We start from the raw sequence: 22,993 nt of genomic DNA, 5'->3' as shown, positions 1-22,993 counted from the left end.
GGAGCCTCGCTCTTACGGGAGGGTCTTCTCGTACGACGTGTCCTGGTCGGAGTCGTACAGCAGCTTGCCCCCGGTGTCGTAGCCCTTGATCCGGGGGGCCGCCGTGACCTGCTGGTTCAGGGTGCCGGAGGCGACGAACCAGCCGTGGTCCAGGACCGCCTCGTTGGTGGCGTCGCCGTAGGAGACGGTCACCCTGGCCACGGACGGTTCGACCGCGCCGATCACACCCCACTGGAACGGCAGCTTCCAGTTGCCCTTGTCGAGGAACGACTGCTGGTAGAGCTTGCCGGCGTTGGCGTCGGCCAGCACGGGCGGGGAGTCCGGCAGCCCGTCGGCGCCGCCGATGTTGAGCCCCGAAGCCTCGCTGTCCACGATGTGGCAGATCAGCCGGATCTGCTGCGGCTCCTCCCGCACGGCGACGATGTACTGGCCGTCGCCGGGGGAGTTGGAGTCCCCGGTGCTGCTCATCGCCAGGATGATCCGGTAGTCGTCGGCCGCGCCCAGGTCCGGGCCGACGGAGCGGCCGGTCGGGAACTGCCGGTGGTAGGCGAGACACTTCCCCAGCCCGTCCGAGGCCTGCGCGAGCGTGATCCCGTCGTGCAACTGGCCCGGGGTGGCCGGTCCCGCGGGCCCGGTCGGCGTGGGCGACGGGGTCGGCGTCGTGGCATGCGTGGCACTCGCCGACGGCCGCGCGGCCGTCGTCCGACCGCTCCCCTGCGGCCCGCCCAGGGCGTACGCTCCCACGGGCACCGCGGCCAGTGTCACCAGCGCGGCTCCGGCCGCCACCACCCGGCGCCGCCGCTCGGCCCCGCCCTGGCGGCGGATCGTGGGGTACGGCGCCGGCGACGGCCGGATCGTGTACGCGTCCTCGGCGAGCAGCTCCCGCAGCCGCTCCTCGAAGCCCTCGTCGAAGCTGTCGTCGCCGTTCCCGCCGGCGTCCGTTTCCGGCCCCGGTTGCGGCCACTGTTCCTCGTTCACCTGCTACCCCCCTGCCGGTACGGCGTCCCTTCCATGCCGACGGGCTGACGGGCTGATCCGTCCATGGCCAGGGTGAGTCCCGGATACGTACGCAACTTCGCCAGCGCCTTGGACGCCTGGCTCTTCACCGTGCCGGGGGAGCAGCCGAGGATCTGGGCCGTCTCCGCCTCCGACAGGTCCTCCCAGTACCGCATGACGACCACCGCCCGCTGCTTCGGTGGCAGCCCGGCCAGCGCGCCGAGCAGCACGCCGCGCTCGTCGGCCCGGGACACGGCGTCGTCGCGCCCCGCCCGCTCCGGTGGCGCCGAGGTCAGCGCCTCCATGACCCGCCGCTTGCGGAACCGGTCGCTGTTGCAGGTCACGAGCATCCGCCGGACGTACGCCTCCGGACTGTCGCTCCGTGACACGCGCCGCCAGGAGCGGTACGCCTTCGCCAGCGCGGTCTGCGTCAGGTCCTCGGCGTGGTGCACGTCGCCGGTCAGCAGGTACGCGGTCCGTACCAGACGGGACCACCGCGCTCTGACGAATTCCTGGAACTGCGCCTCTTGTTCGGCCTGCATCAAGCACCCCCTCGCCCTCCAGACCACCGTTGCGGCGGATTCGGTTGCCCGGACTCCGGTACCGAGTTCGAATGGTCCCGTGGAAAGCGACCACAGCGACGAGAGCGACGAGCGGTGGAACGAAGGGGACCCGGGAGTCCTGCGGTTGCCCTCCGGGCGGCTGGTGCGGGGCCGAGGACTGCGACGCCCGCTCGCCCCGGGCGCGCCGACACCGTCGTACGGCGTCCATCTGCTCGGCAGGCGGCCGCCTGACGTCTCCTGGGAGGCCCGCTGGATCCGCTGGCCCGACTTCCGGCTGCCGGCGGATCGTACGGCGGCCCGTGTGGTCCTGACCCAGGCGTGGGAGCGCGCCGCCTCGGAGCGGGTGGAGGTCGCCTGCGGCGGCGGCCGGGGCCGGACGGGGACGGCGCTGGTTCGATGCCTGACCTGGGGAAACGTCGAGCGGTGGGAGTGAGCGGCACAGGGCCGGGAGTCTGTCTCCCTGCCCTGTGCCGCTTCGTCCGGCCGCGGCCTTACCGGATCACTGGATCGTCCAGGTCTGGTTCGTCTGGTTGAGCGCCGTCCACTGGTCGATGGCGGCGCCCGCGGTCGTCGAGGCTCCGGCGACCTCCAGCGCCTGGCCGCTCTCGAAGTTGCGGATGACCCATCCGCCGCTGACCGGTTCGAAGTACCAGAGTTGGTTGTTGCCGCCGTTCCAGGTCCACTGATCCAGCGTCGTGCCCCTGGAGTGGGACCCGTTGCCGATGTCCATGACCTTGCCGCTGTTCCTGTTGACGATCTTGTAGAGGTTGCCGCTGACCGGCACGATGTTCCACTGCTGGTTGGTGCCGCCGTTGCTCGGCCACTGGATCACGCCCGCGCCGTCGGCGGTGTTGCCGTTGGCCACGTCGGCCGGCATTCCGCTGCCCGCGTTCCTGATCGTGTAGTACGTCGACGGGTTGACGTTCGGCGTGCCGGTCGAGTCCTCCAGGGCGCCGTCCGCCTGCTGGACGCCGAAGTCCTCGATGAAGAAGTAGGCGCCGTCGGTCTTGGCGACGCGCACGTAGCGGAACTTCTGGCGTACGTCGATGTTGCCGGTGAGTGTCGATCCGTACGGCAGGGTCGCGGAGCCCTGGCGTCCCACCACCGTGTAGGTGGCGAAGGTCGGATCGTTCGAGGCCCGGATCTCGAAGTTGCTGCGGGTCTCGGGCTGGTCGAGCTCCTGGCGGGTGGTCAGCGAGAACTGGCCCAGCTCGTACGCCTGGCCCAGGTCGGTCTGCCACCATGCCGAGGTGTCGGCGCCGGTGGGCGACCAGCCGGTGGTGGTGTTGTTGTCGTCGGCCTTGTCCGGGCTGTAGCCCGCGGAGTTGACGGAGGAGGCGGAGGCCGGCTTGTTCCAGGTGAGGTTGGTCTTCGCCTGGAGCCCCTGGTACGCGGGCTCCAGGCCGGAGGCCTCCATGATCGAGGTGCCGGTGGTGGCGTTGCCGGACAGGGTGACGTTGGTGCCGTTGTGGTTCTGGTTGATGAAGCCGGCGGTGTGCGACAGGACGTTGTTCGAGACGGTCATGTTGTTCGACCCCTCGTCCAGGTAGATCCCGGCCACCGCCGAGCCGCATGCCGCGGAGCTTCGCACCACGTCGTGGATGTAGTTGTTGTTGATCACCGTGCCGGGGTCGTTCGACAGGTGGTAGATGCCGGCGGTGTCGCACAGCCGGTTCAGCGCGTTGCCGATCCGGTTGTAACTGATCGAGTTGTTGCCCTCCGAGTTGGCCGCGGACTGCCAGCCCCAGCCGAGCGAGATGCCCGCCCACGGGGTGTCGGAGATGTCGTTGTGGTTGATCGTGGTGCTGTTGACGAAGCCCGCGTTGATGCCGGCCGTGCCCAGGTAGTCCTCACCGATGTGGTTGATCAGGTTGTCGGTGACGGTGACGTTCTTGACGACCTCGCGGGCGTCCTCACCGGCCGGCGACGCCGGCGGGTTGTAGATGGCGTGCATCTCGACTGTGGGGTCGGAGAACTTGCCCAGCATGATGCCGTTGCCGGAGACGTCACGGACGACGTTGCCGGTCACGGTGCTGTTGTGCACGCCGTGGTGGAGGTCGAGCGCGGTGGCGCCCATCTGGGTGAACGTGTCGCCGGTGAAGGAGATGCTGTCGGTGTCGGAGACGTGGACACCGGCCGGAGGACGGCCGACGTACTGGTTGTTGCTGGTGTCGGCCGAGAGGTTGTAGTTGCCGCCCTGGCCGTTCAGCTCACCGTTGTCGGTGGCCTCCATCCAGGTGGTCCGGGCGAAGGTGACCCCGGAGAACCGCAGGTTGTGAGCCGGGCTGTTGAGGCTCGTGCCGTTGATCTCGAAGAGCGTCGGAAGTGTCGGGGCCTGGACGGTCGCCGTCGACATGTCCTCCCCGGCGCGGGGCTTGTAGTAGACCGTCTGCGCGGCTGTGTCGACGTAGAACTCACCTGGCTCGTTCAGGAACTCGTGGGCGTTCTCGAAGTGCAGGGGCGAGCCGTTGGACAGCACCGGGTAGGGGCGCGGAAACAGGATCCCCGCCTCGTGGTCCTGGATCGAGACGTTGGCCATGCCGTTGCTGTTGGTGAACGACTTCAGGCGCAGGTAGTTCTCCGTCCACTGCAGTTCCAGATCCATCTCGACCTGGCTGAAGTTGCCCCAGTTCGAGATCTGCGAGCTGAGAACCTTGAGCAACTTGTTGGTCTTGTCGCTGCCCTGGAGCTGGAAGTCGGAGCCGATGTCGGGGTAGCGGGCTCGGGTGGCGCGGGTCCCGTTGACGTACATCTGCCGGAAGTTGAGGGTACCGACCGGTGCCTTGTACTCACCGTTGCCGACCGCGGTCCAGCCGCTGATGGTCTTGCCACTGGTCACCACCGGCGTCTCGCCGTTGTACGCCTGGTAGACCACCGTGTGGCCGTTCGTGCCCGAGTCGCCCGTGCCGAAGGTGACCGGGCTGGTGAGGGAGTAGGTGCCTCCCCTCAGGTTCACGACGATGTCGTCGGACATGTTCGTGTCGATGTTGCGGACGGCCCTCTGGGCGGCCTGAATGGTCCTGAAGGCTGCCGTCGTGCTGGTTCCGGAGTTGCTGTCGCTGCCGTTGACGGGGTCGACGTAGAAGCTCGTGGCGGCTGCGTAGGCGGGCTGGGCCGGCAACACGCTCGCGATGGCGACCATCACCACTGCCGCGACTGCCTGGCTCAGCCCGGCGCCGATGCGCGGACCTCTCATCCTGATGTCCTTCCTCGGATCGCATACGGGTCGGCTGTGCCGAAGGTGCGGCGACGGCATCACCTGCTCGCCGGGCGCGGATGTGTATGACTTATGTATGCCGCAGGTCTGCCACCTCTGAAGTCCTTCTGGGGCAAAAGGCGTAGACCAGGTGAAAACGTGGAAGAACTCATCGGCCCTGCGCTGCCTATAGGTAGTATTTATCGGGGCCGGGGGACGACGGTGTCAAGAGGGATGCACGTGTCTGATTTTCGCTGCAGTGACCCGTGTGACACATGCCCGTCACGGAGTCCAAGCGCGCCGCCGCAGGCCGGGGCTGTGCCGGGTCGCCAGACCGGGCCGCTGAGGCGGGTTGCGACCTTCGGGGTCATCGTCACCAGATGAGTCGTACTCTTGCAGCTGACGGCACGATGAGGGGGACCGCAGATGGCCGAGGCGACGCCGACTCGATGGGACACGGTTTTGACCACACCGGACACGACCGGCACCGCCCCGATGGCCGGCGTGGCCCGCTCCGACGCCGATGAGGCCAACCGGCTGTCGCCGGGCACGGCCCGGTCGGCCAGTGGCTACCGGCCCGGGTACGAGGTGGCCGCCGAACGGGTCCTGGAGCTGATCGTCACCCTGGGACTGGCCCCCGGCGACCGGATGCCCACCGAGAACGACCTCGCCGAGCGCCTCGGCACCAGCCGTACCGTCGTCCGCGAGGCCGTGAAGATCCTCTCGGCTCTGGGGCGCGTCCGCGCGCAGAAGGGCCGCGGGCTGTACGTGGCCGACGATCCGGGGATGTTGGGCGGTGGCCGCGGCAACCCGTTCTTCCTGCCCACCGACCTCGAACACGTCTACATGCTGTTCGAGTTCCGCCGGGCGCAGGAGATGGAGGCGAGCCGCCTGGCCGCGACCCGGGCCACCCCCGCCGAACTGCGTGCCATCGAGCAGGCCGTCGAGGTGTGTCGGCACGGGTTGGAGATCGACCAGGTCGAGATGTTCGCTCGCGGAGACGACGCCTTCCACGACGGTGTCGCCTCCGCCTCGCACAACTTCTTCCTGGCCATCGCGGTACGGGAAGCCCGGCGACTGCAGAGCCAGTCCAACATCATCGGCTTCCCGGGCGTGCTCGGTGGCCACGCGGCGAAGGCGGTCGAGGAACACGCCGCGATCTTCCGGGCGATCCGGAACGGTGAGCCGGAGACCGCGGCGCAGGCCGCGGCCGTACACATCGACAACACCCTTCAGGACTACCGCCAGGAAATCCAGCGTCGGCTCTTCCACCGGACCGGTGGATCCAGCCGCTGATCCGCCGCAACCGCACCACCGGCGAACTCGCCTACTACCGCTGCCACTCCACCACGCCGAACCTGAGGCGACTGGGATGGTTGCCTCAGGGCGGTGGGCGAGCATCTCGCGCATGCGGGCGACAGGACGCACCACTGTTTCCCGGTGCACCTTCGCGACCTGTGCACGCGCGTTGCCGCGGCAACCCGCAACGACGTCCCTGTCGAACCTCCGGAATGCTCCCAGGAGAAACTCCGTGCGGCCCATCGGAAGAAGGCGGAGGCGGCCCGCCGTATCGTCGCGGAGGGGTGAGCCGGTCATCCCTTCGGCGCGGTGCCGTAGACCATCGGCGGACGGACGGGCGGGGCGGCGACCGGCACAGTGGCGGCATGGAGAAGACGAAGACTGTCTCTCAGCCTTCTCGAGGTTCGACCGGGCCAGCTGTCCGGGCGCCTGAATCCTTACGTGCCGAGAGCAGGAACAGGACCGCAGCGGTGGCGGTGAACCCGAAGCCGACGTTCATGCAGACCATGACCGTCTCGAATGAGGCGTCGGCGATCCGGGGGATGCCGTTGACGAGCATGAGGGCGTAGATGCACAGAATGCCGTAGGCCCGAAGCCGCATCCCGGCCTGTCGCTTGCGCATCCACGGCGGTGTCCACCCCGCCAGTATCGCCACCGGCGCCGGGAGCATGAGCGCCGTGGACACTGCCAGCGCTATCCAGTGGTACAGCGGATTGCCGTTCACCCCGCCCCCTTCGTAGGCGATCACCAGCCTACGGAGGGTTGGCGAGGCCCGTCCATGCCGAACACCGCGAGCTTGCGGCGAACCTATCCGGTCAGAGCACTGGCCCACAAAGAGCCCTCGCCTCCGCGATGACGGAGTGGAACGCGTGCATCACCGTCGTCCCCCATGACCTGGTCGCCGCGTTCGCCTTCTCGCTCGCGTCACCGGATCACCTCTTGCGCTGGACGTCGGTGCAGTAGACGTTCTTGCCCGGCAGGTGGCCGGTGGTCAGGAAGTCGACGGTCGCCTTGTCGGCGCAGGCGGAGCCTTCGTTGTAGACGTAGTGCCCGCCGTTGTCCACGCCGACGAAGGCAGAACTGTCGCCGAGGGCCTTGTGCAGCCCTGTGCCGCCCTCCCACGGAGTGGCGTTGTCCCGGCGGTTCTGGAGGATCAGGGTGTTGCGCGGGCCTTCGCCGGTCACGGTGACGGGCTGCTCGGCCGGCTTCTTCCAGTAGGCGCAGGCCCAGATGTTGCCCGGCATTCCCGCGGTGAGGGGCCACGCCTTGCGGTCGGCGGCGCTGCGGGTGGCGTAGCCGTCGGTGTCATGGGGCCATTCGGCGTCGCCGCAGACGAGAGCCAGGAACATGGTGGCCTGGTTGTCCGCGGGGACACCCGGAGGCTGCGGGCTGTCGGCGAGGATCTGCTGGAGAACCTCGTTGTCGGCGTCGGTGGCGCTGCCGTCGGCCAGGTCGGCGGCGGCTTTCCAGAAACCGACCAGCGGTGGAAGCGTGTCGTTGTGCAGAAGCATGCCGTAGGTGATGTTCCGCAGCAGCGGTCCGTCCAACGACAGCTGCATACCGGGCACGGGGACGGGCATGCGGTCGAGCCGGTCGGCGAGGGCGAGGTAGCTCTGGGTCACCTGCTTGACGCTGTCGCCCAGCCCGAGGGTGCCGTCCTGGGCCGCGGCGACGGCGGCCGCGTCGGGGAACCGGTCGGCCATGCCCTTGCCCCAGCGGTCCGCCACTTCGTCGGCCCACGCATTGGTGGCGTCGATGTTGCCTTCCAGGATCATCCGGTCGGTCCGGTCCTGGAACAGGGCCCTGTAGACGGCGCCGAGGTAGGTGCCGTAGGACTGGCCCCAGTAGGAGATCTTCCGCTCACCGAGCGCCTGGCGGATGCGGTCCATGTCGCGGGCGGTGTTGGCGGTGGTGAAGTACTGCAGGGTGTCGCCCACCGTGTCTGCGCACTTCTCGGCGTTGGTCTTGGCGAAGGCCACGTTCTTGGTGATCGAGCCGTCCGCGGCGGGATAGGGGAAGAGCCCGAACACACTGGGGTCCTTCAGACCGCAGCTCTGCGGAGTGCTGTGCTCGACGCCGCGCGGGTCGAAGCCGATCAGGTCGTAGCTGTCCAGCACGGACTTCGGCAGCGTGGACGCCATGGTTGCGGGCATGTCGAGACCACCCACGGCCGGTCCGCCGGGGTTCAGCAGCAGGACGCCACGCTTCTTCCCGGGTTTGGCGGTGGCCAGCCGCGAGACCGCCACCTCGATCTTCTTGCCGCCCGGATCTCGGTAGTACAGCGGGACCTTCAACGTCCCGCAGGTCAGACGAGGATTTCGGCTCGTTCCCTCGGCCGGCTCCGGGCACGTGCCCCAGGTGATCTCCGGCTTGTCCGCGGCCTGCTCGGCCTCCGCGGTCTGCTTGGCGGCCTTGGCCTGCGGCGTGTCCTCGGCGTCCCCGCCGCATGCGGCCAGCCCGGCTCCGGCCAGCGTCGAAACCACCAGGGCCGTGGCGAACCGACGGCCGCCGGGGAACCCGGACTTCCCGGAACTGCGCGTCCCTCTCATGGTGTTGCCCTCCTGCTGCTCGGCACGGTCGGACCGCTGGTCCGATCGCTGCGTTGACAGTCACAGAGTCAACAAGAGAGCGCCGGTGCCGCACTTCACCCCTGGGTGGACACATCGTGTAGCTCGCTCGGGGGACAACGCTTTCGAGGACAACGAGGTTCGTGTCGGGCTCAGTCCCCGCGCCCCGCCAACCCCGCCCGATACGCCAGGACCACCGCCTGGACGCGGTCGCGGAGGTTCAGTTTGGTGAGGATGCGGGAGACGTAGGTCTTCACGGTCTCAGGGCTGATGACCAACTCGGTGGCTATCTCGGCGTTGGACAGGCCCTCACTGATGAGGAGGAGGACCTCGTGCTCGCGGGGGGCGAGGACCTTGAGGCGGTCGCGTTCGGGGGACGCGGAGGCGGCGGAGGGGCGTAGGCGTTCGGCGAAGCGGCCGATCAGTGCGCGGGTGACGGCGGGGGCCAGGAGGGACTCACCGCGGGCAACGGTGCGTACCGCGTTGATCAGTTCGGGCGGTGCGGCGTCCTTCAGCATGAAGCCGCTGGCACCGGCGCGGAGGGCCTCGTACACGTACTCGTCGACGTTGAAGGTGGTGACGACCAGGATCTTCGCGGGGCTGAGGGACTCGGGGCCCGCCAGGTGGCGGGTGGCCTCGATTCCGTCGAGCAGGGGCATGCGAATGTCCATGACGACGACGTCCGGCTTCAGCTCCTCCGCGCTCCGGATCGCCGCTCGGCCGTCCACGGCCTCCCCCACGACCTCCATGTCGGGCTGGGCGGAGAGGATCGTGACGAAGCCGGTGCGTACGAGGGCCTGGTCCTCGCAGACCAGCACCCTGATCACGGCGGGCGGAACACTCACGCGGTACCTCCCGTGGGGATGCGTGCGTACACGCGGAACCCGCCCTCGGGGCGGGGCCCTGCCGCGAACTCGCCGCCCGACATCTCCACCCGTTCCCGCAGCCCGGTCAGGCCCCGGCCTCCCGAGACCTGCGGGGCGTCGTCGCGGAGGGCGGCGAACGCGGGCGCGCCGTCGGCCGTCCCGGCGGTGGTGACCTCGACGTCCGTCCAGCCGGGGGTGTGTGCGAGCCGTACCAGCGTTCGTTGGCCCGCGGCGTACTTCACAGCGTTCGTCAGGGATTCCTGCACGACGCGATACGCCGTGAGGTGGGCACCTATGGCCATGTCCGGCTGTTCTCCGTCCTCGACCAGCCAGATCGGCTGGCCGCCCGCTCGTGTCTGCTCCACCAGGTCGGGCACCCGGCCCGGCATCGGCGTCCGGGACGCCGAATCGCCGGTCGCCTCCAGCACGCCGAGCAGGAACCGGAGTTCGGCCAGCGCGCGGCGGCCGGTGCCGTTGATGGCGACGAGGGCCTCGTTGACGCGGTCCGGCGACTCGGTGACGTACTGCGCCGCGCCGGCCTGCACCACCATCGCGGTCACATGGTGGGTTACCACGTCGTGCAACTCCCGGGCCATGCGGCTGCGTTCCACGGCGATGGCCGCCTGCGCGGACAGGAGCCGCCGCTCGGCCTCGCGTACCCGCCGCTCGCGGACCAGGACGCCCAGGGCCCACATCGCCGTCAGAGCCACGTAGTAGACCAGATAGTCGGTCAAGCCGTTGGGCGAATCCAACGTGTACAGGACGGCGCAGAGGACCGCGTATCCGCCCGTCGCCATCAGTGGTACGACCCGCGGGAGGGGTTCCTGGTGGGCACCCACCGAGTACAGCGCGATGTACAGCCCGAGGCTGCCGAAGGTCGGCGGGTAGCCGAGGGACTCGTGGACCGCGAACGAGATCCCCACCACCGCGAGACAGGCGGTCGGCCACCGGGTGCGCACCGCGAGCGGCAGGGTCTGCCCCAAGGTCACCAGCACGCTTCCGTCGGACGCGCCGTGGGTGGTAAGGGCGCCGAGTTCTGCCCCGATCCGCGACAGCGGCGCCGCGAACGACAGCACCGTGAAGACGAGCGCGAACTCGCGGTCCCTGGTGGCGGTGGGGCGTGATTCCCACCACCGCGACAGCAGGCGGAGCCGGGCGGTCGCAGCGGACACCGGGCTCGTGCGTGCGAGGTCCGTCGGGGTGGGGGATGCAGAGCCCGATGGTGCACGGGCTGCTTGGTCTTCCATCATCCCCCATGATTCGGCGGGTCCAGCGCTGAGCGACTTGAGGACCGGGCCACGGCCCGCGGGCCGCCAGCCCGTTCGGTACGACCCGTCCGGCATCCGCACCACACGGCACGGCACGGCAGGGCCGGCCAGTCTAGCCCGGTGAATGTAGCGCCCGGTGGCAGAGAAGCTATGCGGTCACAGCACTAGCGGCAGTAGACGTCCTGAGCCGGGCGCTCTCCGGTGGCCAGGAACCGGGAGGCGGTCTCGTCGCCGCAGGCGTTGCCGTTGGCGAGGTAGGAGTCGTGGCCGGTGGAGTTCACGGTGACCATGACGGCGCGGTCGCCGAGGGCGCGGCGGAGCTTGAGGGCGCCGGCGAGCGGGGTGACGGGGTCGTGTTCGTTCTGTACGAGGAGGATGTTGGAGGGCCCCTGGTCGGTGATCCGTACCGGCGGCTCCTTCGGCGCGAACGGCCAGGCGGCGCAGAGCATCGCGTTACGGGGCATGCCGGCGGTCAGCGGGAACTTCACCCGGCTCTCGTCGACGTCCTTCTGGTACTCGGCCTCGGAGGTCGGCCAGGCGATGTCGTTGCATAGCGTCCCGGCGCCGACGGCCGCCACGTTCTGCAGTACCGCCTCCGGCGGGGCGGCGGGCGCGGGCGGCACCGTACCGGCCTGTGCCGCGAGGATCAGCTTGGCCAGAGCGGGGAAGCTGCTGGGCCGGGAGAGGTCGTCCAGCAGGGTCTGGCGCAGCACGTTGCCGTTCAGCTCCTCGGGGTTGGCGCCGGGCCAGGGGATCGGCTCCCGGTCGAGCCGCTCGGCGAGCCGGAGGAACAACGGCCGCACCTCGGCCGCCGTCCCGGCCAGCCGGTCCGGGTTGCCCGGCGCCGCCGCCCACTTCGCGAACTCGGGGAAGGTGTCCTCGACCCCCTGCTCGTGCGCGGCCAGCCAACCCCGGGAGACGCGGGTGGGGTCCGGGTTGTCGTTGCTGTCCAGCACGACGCGGTCGGTACGGTTCGGGAACAGCCGGCTGTAGACGGCTGTGACGTACGTCCCGTACGACACCCCCCACGCGGAGATCCTGCGCTCACCGAGCGCCGCCCTCAGACGGTCGAGGTCGCGGGCCTCGTTGGCCGTACTGAGGTGCCGGATCAGCTCACCGCCGTTGCCGGCGCAGGCGCCGGCCATCCGCCTGGCGGTGACCATGTTCTCGCCGACGGACCCGTCCGGGGCGGGCCACGGCCGCAACTTGGAGGTGGCGAGGTCGGCGTGGTCGAGTCCGCAACTGACGGAGGTGGAGGGGGCGAGCCCGCGCGGCGCGAACCCGATCAGGTCGTAGGCGTCCCGCACGGCCTGCGGCAGCTTCTGCCCCTTCCCCGACGGGTCGCCCAGACTGGTCCCGCCCGGCCCACCGGGGATGAGGAACAGGGCGCCACGGCGTGTGCCGGGGTTCTCGCTCGGTATACGGGAGACGGCGATGTCGATCTTCGGCCCGCCCTGGTCGGCGTAGTCCATCGGCACCGTGAGAGTGGCGCACTGCTGACGGGGGTCGAGGCCGGTGCCGGCGCACTTGGCCCAGGCGAGGGAGGAGGTAGGCGTGGGGGCGGAGGCTGGGGTCGCCGCGGACGCGGTCAGTGGGGCGGTGAGCCCGAGGAGGGCCGCGGGGACGGCGACGAGGGAGGCGTTGCGCGTGATCTGCTTCATGGGGAGGAGCCTGGTCGATCTTCGCCGGGCACCCCATCCGGTCAACTGCCGTATCCACAGGGGGGTTTACCCCAGGTGCCGGACGAACTCCGCCCAGGCGGCCGACCTGACCAACAGCACCGGCCCCCCGGGGACTTTGCTGTCTCGGACGGGAACGACACCGGGGACTCCGTCGGCGACCTCGACGCAGTTGCCTCCGTCGCCGTTGCTGTAGCTGCTCTTGCGCCAGCTCGCGTTGCTCAGGTCGTACTCGTGCATCGTCTGAAGTCCTCAGCCGCCGACTCGATCAGGGCGAGGGACGCCTCCGGCGACAGCGCGGCGCCCCTGAGTAGATCGTATGTGCGCTGTGCTCGCTTCACCACGGCCGGGTCGTCGAGCAACGTGCCCGAAAACGACGTCTCTGTATAGGCGACCGGGGGTGCGTCGTCGAACTCCATGAGCCGGAGGGAGCCACTGTCGGCGGGTGCCCCTGCTGCGAACGGGAGCACCTGGAGCAGCACCCTCCGTTCACGTGCCAACGAGGCCAGATGCTCCAGCGCCTGAGCTGCGACCTCCGGTCCGCCCGCCGGGATGCGGAGGGCCGCTTCGTGCACGATCGCCCAATACACGGGCCTTGTAGCGTCCCTGAGGATCTGGGACCGCTCCATGCGGGCGGTGACCTTGTCGTCGACGAATTCGTCCGAGGCGAACGGATGTGTCGCCAGGGTGAGCGCTCTTGTGTAGGCCGGCGTCTGCAGGAGCCCCGGAACGGCGGTCGGTTCGAAGTCGCAGATCGATGTCGCCAGCCGCTCCAGCTCCACAACCCCCGCGAAGTAATCCGCATACCGCCGGTCGTCAATCAGCTTCCGGCACAGCCGCTCGAAAAAACCGTCGGTTTGTAGTACCTCGTCAATCCGCTGGGCCACATCCAATTGCGGTTTCCGAATGGCCTGTTCGAACTGCCCGATGTACCCGCCGGACACGAAAACCCTCAGCCCCAGCTCCGCCTGGGTGATCCCCGCGTCCTCCCGCCTGCGCTTGAGCTCTGCTCCGAAGAACTCCCAGACCGCCTGCCGTGAACCGTTGGCCATGGCCAACCTCCTTGTGCTGACCCGCACTTGTAGTGCACAGACGCCTGCCGAGTGTAGAGGGAGAGGGGCATTGTGGAGAGGGAAGGAGTGAAACCCGAAAAGGAAGGGGAGCACGGTGGGTGCACAGCACTCGGCGCTCGGCGTCGAAGAAGCGGAGGACACGGTGAACGAATTGCGCGCGGCGCTTCTTGTCGCGGGAATTGCACTCCCGTCACTGGGGCTCGATCCGGTGAGCCTCGCGCGGGAGGCGCCCTGCCCGCTCGTCGAATTGGGGAGGTGTTCCGTGGAGACCGCGCGACGGCTCGCGGAGGCTCTGCGATGAAGGCGATGAAGCCGCCCAGGGGGTCGTATGTCGTGGACACCCGGACGGGACGGGTGGGGATCGTGATGGGGCATGAGGGGCCGTACGTGCAATTGAGACCGCTCGGCGGCGGCAGGGAGTGGGACGCCGGTCCGGACGCCGTGCGTCGGGCCACCCCGGCCGAGCGGCTGAGCGCGGCGACGGCGTACGCCAACGCACGCAGCCGCGGCGAGGTGCCTTGAGGCACTGAACGCTGCCGTCGTAGGCGAGAATGGGCCCATGAGTCTGTTCCGCGACGACGGCATCGTGCTGCGCACCCAGAAGCTGGGTGAGGCGGACCGGATCATCACGTTGCTCACGCGGGGTCACGGGCGGGTACGGGCCGTGGCCCGCGGGGTACGGCGGACCAAGTCGAAGTTCGGGGCCCGGCTGGAGCCCTTCTCCCACGTCGACGTGCAGTTCTTCGCGCGGGGGAGCGAGCTGATCGGGCGCGGGCTGCCGCTGTGTACGCAGAGCGAGACCATCGCGCCGTACGGCGGCGGCATCGTCGCGGACTACGCCCGCTACACCGCCGGGACGGCGATGCTGGAGACCGCCGAGCGGTTCACCGACCACGAGGGCGAGCCGGCGGTGCAGCAGTATCTGCTGCTGGTCGGGGCGCTGCGGACGCTGGCCCGTGGTGAGCACGCACCGCATCTCGTTCTCGACGCCTTCCTGCTGCGGTCCCTCGCCGTCAACGGATACGCGCCCAGCTTCGGCGACTGCGCGAAGTGCGGGATGCCCGGGCCGAACCGGTTCTTCTCCGTGGCGTCCGGAGGATCGGTCTGCGTCGACTGCCGGGTGCCCGGGAGTGTCGTACCGTCGCCGGAGGCCCTGGAACTCCTCGGAGCGCTGCTTACGGGAGACTGGGAGACTGCGGACGCCTGCGAGGCGCGGCATGTGCGGGAGGGGAGCGGGTTGGTGTCCGCTTACCTGCACTGGCACCTGGAGCGCGGACTGCGCTCGCTCAGGTACGTGGAAAAGTCGTGAGCACCACAGAGCACAAGCACCACAGAGCACAAGCACCACAGAGGAGACGAGAAGCACATGGCCGGACGCGGGATTCTGGGGCGCCAGCGCCGCGAGTACAGGACGCCGGAGCCGCACCCGTCCGGGGCGCGGCCGCCGAAGCTCCCGGGTGAGCTGGTCCCCAACCATGTGGCGATCGTCATGGACGGGAACGGGCGCTGGGCGAAGGAGCGCGGGCTGCCGCGTACGGAGGGGCACAAGGTCGGCGCCGAGCGGGTGCTGGACGTGCTGCAGGGCGGTCTTGAGATGGGCGTCGGGGCGATCTCGCTGTACGCCTTCTCCACCGAGAACTGGAAGCGGTCGCCGGACGAGGTGCGCTTCCTGATGAACTTCAACCGGGACTTCATCCGCAAGACCCGGGACCAGCTCGACGAACTCGGGATCCGGGTGCGGTGGGTCGGGCGGATGCCCCGGCTGTGGAAGTCCGTCGCCAAGGAGCTCCAGGTCGCGCAGGAGCAGACCAAGGACAACGACAAGCTGACGCTGTACTTCTGCATGAACTACGGCGGCCGGGCCGAGCTCGCGGACGCGATGCAGGCGATCGCGGAGGACGTGAAGGCGGGACGGCTGGACCCGTCGAAGGTCAGCGAGAAGACGATCCAGAAGTACCTGTACTACCCGGACATGCCGGACGTCGACCTGTTCCTGCGGCCCAGCGGGGAGCAGCGCACGTCCAACTACCTGCTCTGGCAGAGCGCGTACGCCGAGATGGTCTTCCAGAACGTGCTGTGGCCGGACTTCGACCGGCGTGACCTGTGGCGGGCGTGTCTGGAGTTCGCGTCGCGGGACCGGCGGTTCGGCGGGGCGATCCCGAACGAGGAGCTGCTGGCCATGGAGGGCAAGCAGGAGTGACGGAGGTCCGGGGACTCAGCCCCCGGATTCCACGGGCTGAGCCCGGATTCGACGGGCTGAGCCCGCATTCCACGGGCTTACTTGGCCGCGCAGTCCTCGCACGTTCCGAAGATCTCCACCGTGTGCGCCACGTTCACAAAGCCGTGCTCCTGCGCGATGGCCTCCGCCCACTTCTCCACCGCCGGGCCCTCGACCTCGACGGCCTTGCCGCAGACGCGGCAGACGAGGTGGTGGTGGTGTTCGCCGGTGGAGCAGCGTCGGTAGACGGACTCGCCGTCGGAGGTGCGCAGGACGTCGACCTCGCCGGCGTCGGCGAGGGACTGGAGCGTGCGGTAGACCGTGGTCAGCCCGACGGAGTCGCCCTTGTGCTTGAGCATGTCGTGCAGTTCCTGCGCGCTGCGGAACTCGTCGACCTCGTCGAGCGCCGCAGCCACGGCGGCCCGCTGCCGGGTCGCACGGCCCTTCACGGACGGTCCTGCGGTGGTCACCGGTTGCCTCCTCGCGTCTGCCCCTGCCCGGCCATTGTGCCAGTCCGGTCTGTCAGAGCCTGTGGCTCGGGCTTCCCCGGTCAGACGCCGACCTTTTCGTCGGGCTCACGGCCGGCCGGAATCGCGCACTCCGCCGGGTCCCCGGCGGGCTGTGCGGCGGCCAGTGCCCGTGCGCGGCGCCGGGCCAGCGGGGCGGCCAGCGCGGTCATCGCGATGAACGCGGCGATGGTCAGCAGCACGATCGTCGCACCGGGCGGTACGTCCTGGTAGTACGAGGTCACGGTGCCGCCGATGGTCACCGTCACGCCGATGGCCACCGCGACCGCGAACGTCGCGACGAAGCTGCGGGTCAGCTGCTGGGCCGCCGCCACCGGCACCACCATCAGTGCCGAGACCAGCAGCAGGCCGACGACGCGCATCGCGACGGTCACGGTCACCGCCGCGGTGATCGCCGTCAGCAGGTTCAGCGCCCGCACCGGCAGGCCCGTGACCCGGGCGAACTCCTCGTCCTGGCTGACCGCGAACAGCTGGCGGCGCAGACCCAGGGTGACCAGGACCACGAACGCGGCCAGCAGACAGATCGCCGTGACGTCGGACTCGCTCACCGTCGAAAGGGAGCCGAAGAGGTACGAGGTCAGGTTGGCGTTGGAGCCCGTCGGCGCGAGGTTGATGAACATCACACCGCCGGCCATACCGCCGTAGAAGAGCATCGCGAGGGCGATGTCGCCGCGGGTCTTGCCGTACCAGCGGATCAGCTCCATGAGGACGGCGCCGAGGACGGACACCAGGGTCGCCATCCACACCGGGGAGGCGTTCAGGAGGAAACCGAGGCCGACGCCGGTCATGGCCACGTGGCCGATGCCGTCACCCATCAGGGCCTGGCGGCGCTGGACGAGGTAGATGCCGACGGCGGGGGCGGTGATGCCGACGAGGACGGCGGCGAGCAGGGCCCGCTGCATGAAGGCGAAGTTCAGGAGGTCCATCAGCTCAGCAGTCCCGTACGGATCGGTTCGGCGCCCGCCGGAGCGTGCGGGTGGACGTGGTCGTGGCCGGGCAGGGCGTGTTGACCCAGGGCGCGCGGGGGCGGGCCGTCGTGGGTCACGCAGCCGTCGCGCAGGACGACCGCCCGTTCGATCAAGGGCTCCAGGGGGCCCAGTTCATGAAGGACGAGCAGGACGGTCGTACCGGATGCCACCTGGTCCCTCAGTGTCTGTGCCAGGACCTCCTGGCTGGCCAGGTCGACGCCCGCCATCGGCTCGTCCATGATCAGGAGTTCGGGTTCGGCGGCGAGGGCGCGGGCGATCAGCACCCGCTGGTGCTGGCCGCCGGAGAGGGCGTCGACGGAGTCCTTCGCGCGGTCGGCCATGCCGACCAGCTCCAGGGCCCGGCGTACGGCGGCGCGGTCGGCCTTGCGCAGCACGCCGAAGCGGGCCCGGGACAGCCGGCCGGAGGAGACGATCTCGGTGACCGTCGCCGGCACGCCCCCCGCGGCCGTGGTGCGCTGCGGTACGTAGCCCACCCGCGCCCAGTCGCGGAAGCCGTGCCGCGGGGCGCCGAACAGCTTGATCTCGCCGGCGCTGACCGGTACCTGGCCGATGATCGAGCGGATCGCGGTCGACTTGCCGGAGCCGTTGGCGCCGAGCAGCGCGACGACCTCACCGCGGTCCACGGTGAGGTCGATGCCGCGCAGGACGGGCCGCGAGCCCAGCTCGGCGCGCACGCCGCGCAGGGAGATGACGGGCTCGCTCACGAGGTCCTCCGTAGGGATCACTTGGCGCCGAGAGCGGTCTGCAGCGCCTTGAGGTTGGACTCCATGACCTGGAAGTAGTCGCCGCCCCTGGACTTGGACGTGATGCCCTCGATCGGGTCGAGGACGTCGGTCCTCAGGCTCGAGTCCGAGGCGATGGTCTTCGCGGTCTTGTCGCTGACGAGCGTCTCGTAGAACACGGTCGTGACGCCGTCGGCCTTCGCCATCTTCTCAAGGTCCTTGACGCGGTTGGCGCTGGGCTCCGACTCGGGGTCGAGGCCGTTGATGGCCTCCTCGGTGAGGCCGTAGCGCTCGGCGAGGTAGCCGAAGGCGGCGTGCGTGGTGACGAAGACCTTGGTCCTGGTGTTCGTCAGGCCGTCCTTGAACCGGGTGTTGAGGGCGCCGAGCTTCGTGACCAGGGCGGCGGTGTTCTTCTTGTAGTCGGACGCGTTGTCCGGGTCGGCCTTCTCGAAGGCCTTGCCGACACCCTCGGCGACCTGGGCGTAGCGCACCGGGTCGAGCCAGATGTGGGGGTCGAGGCCGGCCAGCTCCTCGTCCTTGTGGTCGTCGTGCTCGGCCGCGTGACCGCCGACCTCGTTGCCGTGCTTCTCCAGCGAGGTGAGGGAGGCAGCGTCGATCTTGGTCTTGACCTCGGACTGGGTCACCGCGTCGTCGACGGCGGGCTGGAGGTTCTTCAGGTAGAGCACCGCGTCGGACTCCTGGAGCCGCGCGGTCTGCCGCGCGCTGATCTCCAGGTCGTGCGGCTCCTGACCCGGCTTGGTCAGGCTGGTGACGTTCACATGGTCCCCGCCGATCTGCTGGGCGAGGAACTGCAGCGGGTAGAACGACGCGACGACGTCGAACTTGTCCGTGTTGCCGGCCGCGGCGCTCTCGGCGGAGCAGGCGGAGAGGGTGGCGAGGCCGAGGGCGGTGACGGCGGTCACGGCGGCCGTGGGTATGAGGCGACGTCGTACGTTCATGACAGTCATTTTCATCAAATATGGAAACCGTTGTCAACAAGCTCCCGGGTGCGGGTTGGGTAAGGGCCCGGTGAGGAGCCGGGGGTGCGCTCGAAGGCCATCCGATTTGATTGAGGGGCAGTCCCCGCCGGTAACCTGAAGCATTCGCTCTGAAGCAACTCGCTTCGTCGCCCGTCGTCGTAATGAAGAGAGCACCGTGGCCGCCGACAAGATCGACACCATCGTCAGCCTGAGCAAGCGCCGTGGCTTCGTATTCCCCAGCAGTGAGATCTACGGCGGCACCAAGGCCGCCTGGGACTACGGGCCGCTCGGTGTCGAGCTCAAGGAGAACCTCAAGCGCCAGTGGTGGCGCTACATGGTGACGTCGCGCGAGGACGTGGTCGGTATCGACTCGTCCGTCATCCTGGCCCCCGAGGTCTGGGTCGCCTCCGGTCACGTCGCCACCTTCTCCGACCCGCTCACCGAGTGCACCGCCTGCCACAAGCGGTTCCGCGCGGACCACCTGGAGGAGGCGTACGAGGCCAAGAAGGGCCACGCCCCGGAGAACGGTCTGGCGGACGTGAACTGCCCCAACTGTGGCAACAAGGGCCAGTTCACCGAGCCCAAGCAGTTCTCGGGTCTGCTCTCCACCCACCTCGGCCCGACCCAGGACACCGGCTCCATCGCCTACCTGCGTCCCGAGACCGCGCAGGGCATCTTCACCAACTTCGCCCAGGTGCAGACCACTTCGCGCCGCAAGCCGCCGTTCGGCATCGCGCAGATGGGCAAGTCCTTCCGCAACGAGATCACGCCCGGCAACTTCATCTTCCGCACCCGTGAGTTCGAGCAGATGGAGATGGAGTTCTTCGTCAAGCCGGGCGAGGACGAGAAGTGGCAGGAGTACTGGATGGAGCAGCGCTGGAACTGGTACACGGGCCTGGGCCTGCGTGAGGAGAACATGCGCTGGTACGAGCACCCGAAGGAGAAGCTCTCCCACTACTCCAAGCGCACCGCCGACATCGAGTACCGCTTCCAGTTCGGCGGCAACGAGTGGGGCGAGCTGGAGGGTGTCGCCAACCGCACCGACTACGACCTCGGCGCCCACTCCAAGGCCTCCGGCCAGGACCTCTCCTACTTCGACCAGGAGGCCGGCGAGCGCTGGACGCCGTACGTCATCGAGCCGGCGGCCGGTGTCGGGCGCGCGATGCTCGCCTTCCTGCTCGACGCGTACATCGAGGACGAGGCACCCAACGCCAAGGGCAAGCTGGAGAAGCGCACGGTGCTGCGGCTCGACCCGCGGCTGGCGCCGGTGAAGGTCGCGGTGCTGCCGCTGTCCCGCAACCCCGAGCTGTCCCCGAAGGCCAAGGGGCTCGCCCAGACGCTGCGCCAGAACTGGAACATCGACTTCGACGACGCGGGTGCGATCGGGCGCCGCTACCGGCGTCAGGACGAGATCGGTACGCCGTTCTGCGTGACGGTCGACTTCGACACGCTGGAGGACAACGCGGTGACCGTCCGCGAGCGGGACTCCATGAAGCAGGAGCGGGTGTCGCTGGACCAGATCGAGGGGTACCTGGCCGCGCGCCTGATCGGCTGCTAGGACTCCACCCCTCCTCTCTTCAGAGCTCCTCGCCCGCTCTTTGGCCCTCGATACGGGTCCCTCAGTGGACCTGTGTCGAGGGCCGTCGCGCTACCAGGGTGGACCGCATGAGCATCGCGTTCCTTCTCACCACCCTTGTCGTCTGTGTCACCCCGGGCACCGGGGTCGTCTACACCCTCGCCACCGGGCTCTCCCGCGGCCGGCGCGCCGGCGTGGCCGCCGCCGTCGGCTGCACGCTCTCGATCGTCCCGCACGTGCTGGCCACCGTCACCGGCCTCGCCGCGCTGCTGCACGCCAGCGCGACGGCCTTCCAGGTCCTCAAGTACGCCGGGGTCGGCTACCTCCTCCACATGGCGTGGGCCATGGTCCGGGACAAGGGGGCGATGGAGCTCGAACGGGACACCGCGCCCGCCACGACCCGGCAGGTGATCACCCGTGCTGTGCTGATCAACGTCCTCAATCCCAAGGTGACGATCTTCTTCCTGGCCTTCCTGCCCCAGTTCGTGAGCCCCGACGAGCCGCACTCGGTGCTGCGGATGGCGGCGCTCGGCGGTGTCTTCATGCTGGTGACCTTCGTCGTCTTCGTCGGGTACGGGCTGCTCGCGGCCTCGGTGCGCCACCACGTGACCGCACGGCCCCGGGCGATGGCGTGGCTGCGGCGGAGTTTCGCGGTGTCCTTCGTGGCACTCGGGCTGAAGCTGGCGTACAGCGGCTGACGACGGCGACGGACCAGTCGCGGCCGGCGGTGGCGTCGGACCAGGGCGGGCCGGCGACACCTCAATGACGGACAGTGACAGCTGACAGATATTGAAATCTGTCAGCTGTCATGTCATGGTGGATGCCATGACGATGCACACGCGCACCCTCGGAAGCACCGGCCCCCAGGTCTCCGCACTCGGTCTCGGCTGCATGGGCATGTCCGCGCTGTACGGCGACGCGGACCGGGCCGAGTCGATCGCCACGATCCACGCCGCCCTGGAGGCGGGAGTGACCCTGCTCGACACCGGCGACTTCTACGGCATGGGCCACAACGAAATGCTGATCGGCGAGGCGCTGCGCACCGCACCCGCCGCCCGCCGCGAACAGGCCCTGACCAGCGTCAAGTTCGGCGCCCTGCGAGACCCCGACGGCGGCTGGTCAGGCTACGACGGACGCCCGGCCGCCGTGAAGAACTTCGCCGCGTACTCGCTCCAGCGCCTCGGCGTCGACCACATCGACGTCTACCGGATCGCCCGGCTCGACCCCGCCGTGCCGATCGAGGAGACGGTCGGCGCGATCGCCGAGCTCATCGAGAAGGGGTACGTCCGTCATGTCGGGCTGAGCGAGGTCGGCGCCGAGACCATCCGCCGGGCCGCCGCCACCGCCCCGATCTCCGACCTGCAGATCGAGTACTCCCTCATCTCGCGCGGTATCGAGGCCGAGATCCTGCCGGCCACCCGTGAACTGGGCATCTCCGTCACCGCGTACGGCGTGCTGTCCCGGGGCCTGATCTCCGGGCACTTCAGCCGCGACCGGCAGCTCGCCGCCAACGACTTCCGGGCGCACTCTCCCCGCTTCCAGGGTGAGAACCTCCAGCACAACCTGAACCTCGTCGAGGCGCTGCGGAAGATCGCCGAGCAGAAGGGGGTCAGCGTCGCCCAGATCGCGATCGCCTGGGTGCTCTCCCGCGGCGAGGACATCGTGCCGCTGGTCGGCGCCCGTACCCGGGAGCGGCTGACGGAGTCGCTCGGCGCGCTGGACGTCACGCTGGAGCCGGCCGAGCTGGCGGCGATCGAGGACGCGGTGCCGGCGGACGCCGCCGCCGGGGAGCGCTACCCGGCGGCCCTGATGTCGCAGGTCGAGCGGTGATCCCCGCTCCGGGTACGGTCTGACCCATGGCACCGACCACCGAGACCCTGACCGCCGAGCGCATCCTCGAGGCCACCGAGGAGGTGCTGCGCCGGTACGGCCCGGCCAAGGCGACCGTGGTGGACGTGGCCCGCGCCCTCGGCGTCAGCCATGGCAGCGTCTACCGGCACTTCCGGACCAAGGCGGCGCTGCGGGAGGCGGTGACGAAGCGGTGGCTGGACCGTACGACCGAGGTGCTGGCCCAGATCGTCGCCGGGGACGGTGACCCGGAGACCCGGCTGCGGGACTGGCTGGCCGCGCTGTTCGCCGCCAAGCGCCGCAAGGCGGGCGGCGATCCGGAGCTGTTCGCCACGTACCGGGTCCTGGCCGGCGAGGCCGGTGAGGTGGTCGGCGAGCACATCGGTGAGCTGATCGGTCAACTGGCCGTGATCATCCGGGCGGGCGTCGACACCGGCGCCTTCACGAGCGCCGACCCGGCGACCACCGCCGCCGCCGTCTTCCACGCGACCGACCGCTTCCACGACCCCTGCCACGCCCGGGAGTGGGAACTGCCGGAGATACAGGGCGAGTTCGAGGCCGTGGTGCACCTGGTGGTCCGGGGGCTGCGCGCGGCAGAGGGCACTTTCGCAACAGGCCCTGGCTGA

General features: G+C 69.4%; 23 protein-coding genes and 1 pseudogene. 10 read left to right on the top strand and 14 right to left on the bottom strand.

The features are described from left to right. Positions 1-12: 12 nt before the first annotated feature. A complete protein-coding gene (locus tag ACIBK3_RS22355; RefSeq protein WP_399367965.1) occupies positions 13-978 on the bottom strand; it encodes a hypothetical protein in 966 nt (321 codons plus the stop codon). Next, positions 975-1,538 (bottom strand): SigE family RNA polymerase sigma factor, encoded by a 564-nt coding sequence (locus tag ACIBK3_RS22350; protein ID WP_399367963.1) that lies wholly within the window; start codon positions 1,536-1,538, stop codon positions 975-977. Before ACIBK3_RS22350 ends, ACIBK3_RS22355 begins: the two co-directional genes overlap by 4 nt. 79 nt (positions 1,539-1,617) lie before the next feature. On the opposite strand from ACIBK3_RS22350, the pseudogene ACIBK3_RS22345 reads away from it, so the two are divergent. Then, a pseudogene (locus tag ACIBK3_RS22345) lies at positions 1,618-1,962 on the top strand (protein phosphatase); the annotation flags it as partial. A gap of 96 nt (positions 1,963-2,058) precedes the next feature. Here the strand turns inward: ACIBK3_RS22345 and ACIBK3_RS22340 are convergent. After that, on the bottom strand, positions 2,059-4,755 hold the full coding sequence (locus tag ACIBK3_RS22340; protein WP_399367961.1) for an RICIN domain-containing protein: 2,697 nt from the start codon (positions 4,753-4,755) through the stop codon (positions 2,059-2,061). A 462-nt stretch (positions 4,756-5,217) separates the two neighbouring features. Here ACIBK3_RS22340 and ACIBK3_RS22335 point away from each other — a divergent pair, with 462 nt between their 5' ends. Then, positions 5,218-6,051, top strand: coding sequence for a FadR/GntR family transcriptional regulator (locus ACIBK3_RS22335; protein ID WP_399367958.1), 834 nt, complete (start codon positions 5,218-5,220; stop codon positions 6,049-6,051). Between the two features lie 391 nt (positions 6,052-6,442). Here ACIBK3_RS22335 and ACIBK3_RS22330 read toward each other — a convergent pair whose 3' ends face one another. From ACIBK3_RS22330 to ACIBK3_RS22300, 7 genes are all read right to left on the bottom strand, one after another. Beyond that, complete coding sequence (locus ACIBK3_RS22330) at positions 6,443-6,802, bottom strand: hypothetical protein (RefSeq protein WP_399367956.1); 360 nt, start codon at positions 6,800-6,802, stop codon at positions 6,443-6,445. Positions 6,803-6,986: 184 nt separating this feature from the next. Further along, positions 6,987-8,603: an alpha/beta hydrolase gene (locus ACIBK3_RS22325; RefSeq protein ID WP_399367954.1), complete on the bottom strand. Its 1,617-nt coding sequence runs from the start codon at positions 8,601-8,603 to the stop codon at positions 6,987-6,989. A gap of 170 nt (positions 8,604-8,773) precedes the next feature. Continuing rightward, the gene (locus tag ACIBK3_RS22320; protein WP_399367952.1) at positions 8,774-9,466 is read right to left on the bottom strand and encodes a response regulator; all 693 of its coding nucleotides are present in this window, start codon (positions 9,464-9,466) and stop codon (positions 8,774-8,776) included. Beyond that, positions 9,463-10,659 carry a sensor histidine kinase gene (locus ACIBK3_RS22315; RefSeq protein ID WP_399367949.1) on the bottom strand — a complete coding sequence of 399 codons (1,197 nt, stop codon included), beginning with the start codon at positions 10,657-10,659 and terminating at the stop codon, positions 9,463-9,465. The genes ACIBK3_RS22320 and ACIBK3_RS22315 overlap by 4 nt, the downstream gene beginning before the upstream one ends. 260 nt (positions 10,660-10,919) lie before the next feature. Then, positions 10,920-12,416, bottom strand: coding sequence for an alpha/beta hydrolase (locus ACIBK3_RS22310; RefSeq protein ID WP_399367947.1), 1,497 nt, complete (start codon positions 12,414-12,416; stop codon positions 10,920-10,922). A 66-nt stretch (positions 12,417-12,482) separates the two neighbouring features. Continuing rightward, on the bottom strand, positions 12,483-12,674 hold the full coding sequence (locus ACIBK3_RS22305; RefSeq protein WP_399367945.1) for a DUF397 domain-containing protein: 192 nt from the start codon (positions 12,672-12,674) through the stop codon (positions 12,483-12,485). Further along, positions 12,656-13,486 (bottom strand): Scr1 family TA system antitoxin-like transcriptional regulator, encoded by an 831-nt coding sequence (locus ACIBK3_RS22300; protein WP_399367943.1) that lies wholly within the window; start codon positions 13,484-13,486, stop codon positions 12,656-12,658. Before ACIBK3_RS22300 ends, ACIBK3_RS22305 begins: the two co-directional genes overlap by 19 nt. A gap of 115 nt (positions 13,487-13,601) precedes the next feature. Here ACIBK3_RS22300 and ACIBK3_RS22295 point away from each other — a divergent pair, with 115 nt between their 5' ends. From ACIBK3_RS22295 to ACIBK3_RS22280, 4 genes are read left to right on the top strand one after another with little or no spacing between them, the layout of a single operon-like run. Then, on the top strand, positions 13,602-13,808 hold the full coding sequence (locus tag ACIBK3_RS22295) for a hypothetical protein (protein ID WP_399367941.1): 207 nt from the start codon (positions 13,602-13,604) through the stop codon (positions 13,806-13,808). A gap of 5 nt (positions 13,809-13,813) precedes the next feature. Next, complete coding sequence (locus ACIBK3_RS22290) at positions 13,814-14,029, top strand: hypothetical protein (protein WP_399368898.1); 216 nt, start codon at positions 13,814-13,816, stop codon at positions 14,027-14,029. A gap of 37 nt (positions 14,030-14,066) precedes the next feature. Continuing rightward, complete coding sequence (gene recO, locus ACIBK3_RS22285; RefSeq protein ID WP_030928269.1) at positions 14,067-14,816, top strand: DNA repair protein RecO; 750 nt, start codon at positions 14,067-14,069, stop codon at positions 14,814-14,816. Positions 14,817-14,873: 57 nt separating this feature from the next. After that, the gene (locus ACIBK3_RS22280; RefSeq protein WP_399367939.1) at positions 14,874-15,707 is read left to right on the top strand and encodes an isoprenyl transferase; all 834 of its coding nucleotides are present in this window, start codon (positions 14,874-14,876) and stop codon (positions 15,705-15,707) included. Between the two features lie 77 nt (positions 15,708-15,784). Here the strand turns inward: ACIBK3_RS22280 and ACIBK3_RS22275 are convergent, their stop codons facing one another. The 4 genes from ACIBK3_RS22275 to ACIBK3_RS22260 form a co-directional block, all read right to left on the bottom strand. Next, positions 15,785-16,195 (bottom strand): Fur family transcriptional regulator, encoded by a 411-nt coding sequence (locus tag ACIBK3_RS22275; RefSeq protein WP_399367936.1) that lies wholly within the window; start codon positions 16,193-16,195, stop codon positions 15,785-15,787. Positions 16,196-16,275: 80 nt separating this feature from the next. After that, positions 16,276-17,178 (bottom strand): metal ABC transporter permease, encoded by a 903-nt coding sequence (locus ACIBK3_RS22270; protein ID WP_399367934.1) that lies wholly within the window; start codon positions 17,176-17,178, stop codon positions 16,276-16,278. Then, positions 17,178-17,945, bottom strand: coding sequence for a metal ABC transporter ATP-binding protein (locus tag ACIBK3_RS22265; RefSeq protein WP_399367932.1), 768 nt, complete (start codon positions 17,943-17,945; stop codon positions 17,178-17,180). The genes ACIBK3_RS22270 and ACIBK3_RS22265 overlap by 1 nt, the downstream gene beginning before the upstream one ends. Positions 17,946-17,962: 17 nt before the next feature. Beyond that, positions 17,963-18,922: a zinc ABC transporter substrate-binding protein gene (locus tag ACIBK3_RS22260; RefSeq protein WP_399367930.1), complete on the bottom strand. Its 960-nt coding sequence runs from the start codon at positions 18,920-18,922 to the stop codon at positions 17,963-17,965. 196 nt (positions 18,923-19,118) lie between these two features. On the opposite strand from ACIBK3_RS22260, the gene ACIBK3_RS22255 reads away from it, so the two are divergent. The 4 genes from ACIBK3_RS22255 (at position 19,119) to ACIBK3_RS22240 (ending at position 22,993) form a co-directional block, all read left to right on the top strand. After that, the gene (locus tag ACIBK3_RS22255) at positions 19,119-20,501 is read left to right on the top strand and encodes a glycine--tRNA ligase (protein ID WP_399367928.1); all 1,383 of its coding nucleotides are present in this window, start codon (positions 19,119-19,121) and stop codon (positions 20,499-20,501) included. Between the two features lie 107 nt (positions 20,502-20,608). Then, complete coding sequence (locus ACIBK3_RS22250) at positions 20,609-21,217, top strand: LysE family translocator (protein ID WP_399367926.1); 609 nt, start codon at positions 20,609-20,611, stop codon at positions 21,215-21,217. A gap of 127 nt (positions 21,218-21,344) precedes the next feature. Next, on the top strand, positions 21,345-22,349 hold the full coding sequence (locus tag ACIBK3_RS22245) for an aldo/keto reductase (RefSeq protein WP_399367924.1): 1,005 nt from the start codon (positions 21,345-21,347) through the stop codon (positions 22,347-22,349). Between the two features lie 26 nt (positions 22,350-22,375). After that, on the top strand, positions 22,376-22,993 hold the full coding sequence (locus tag ACIBK3_RS22240; protein WP_399367922.1) for a TetR family transcriptional regulator: 618 nt from the start codon (positions 22,376-22,378) through the stop codon (positions 22,991-22,993).

The sequence above is a fragment of the Streptomyces sp. NPDC050287 genome, assembly GCF_044459385.1.
GTDB lineage: Bacteria > Actinomycetota > Actinomycetes > Streptomycetales > Streptomycetaceae > Streptomyces.
This window is presented reverse-complemented; position numbering and strand designations above follow the sequence as displayed.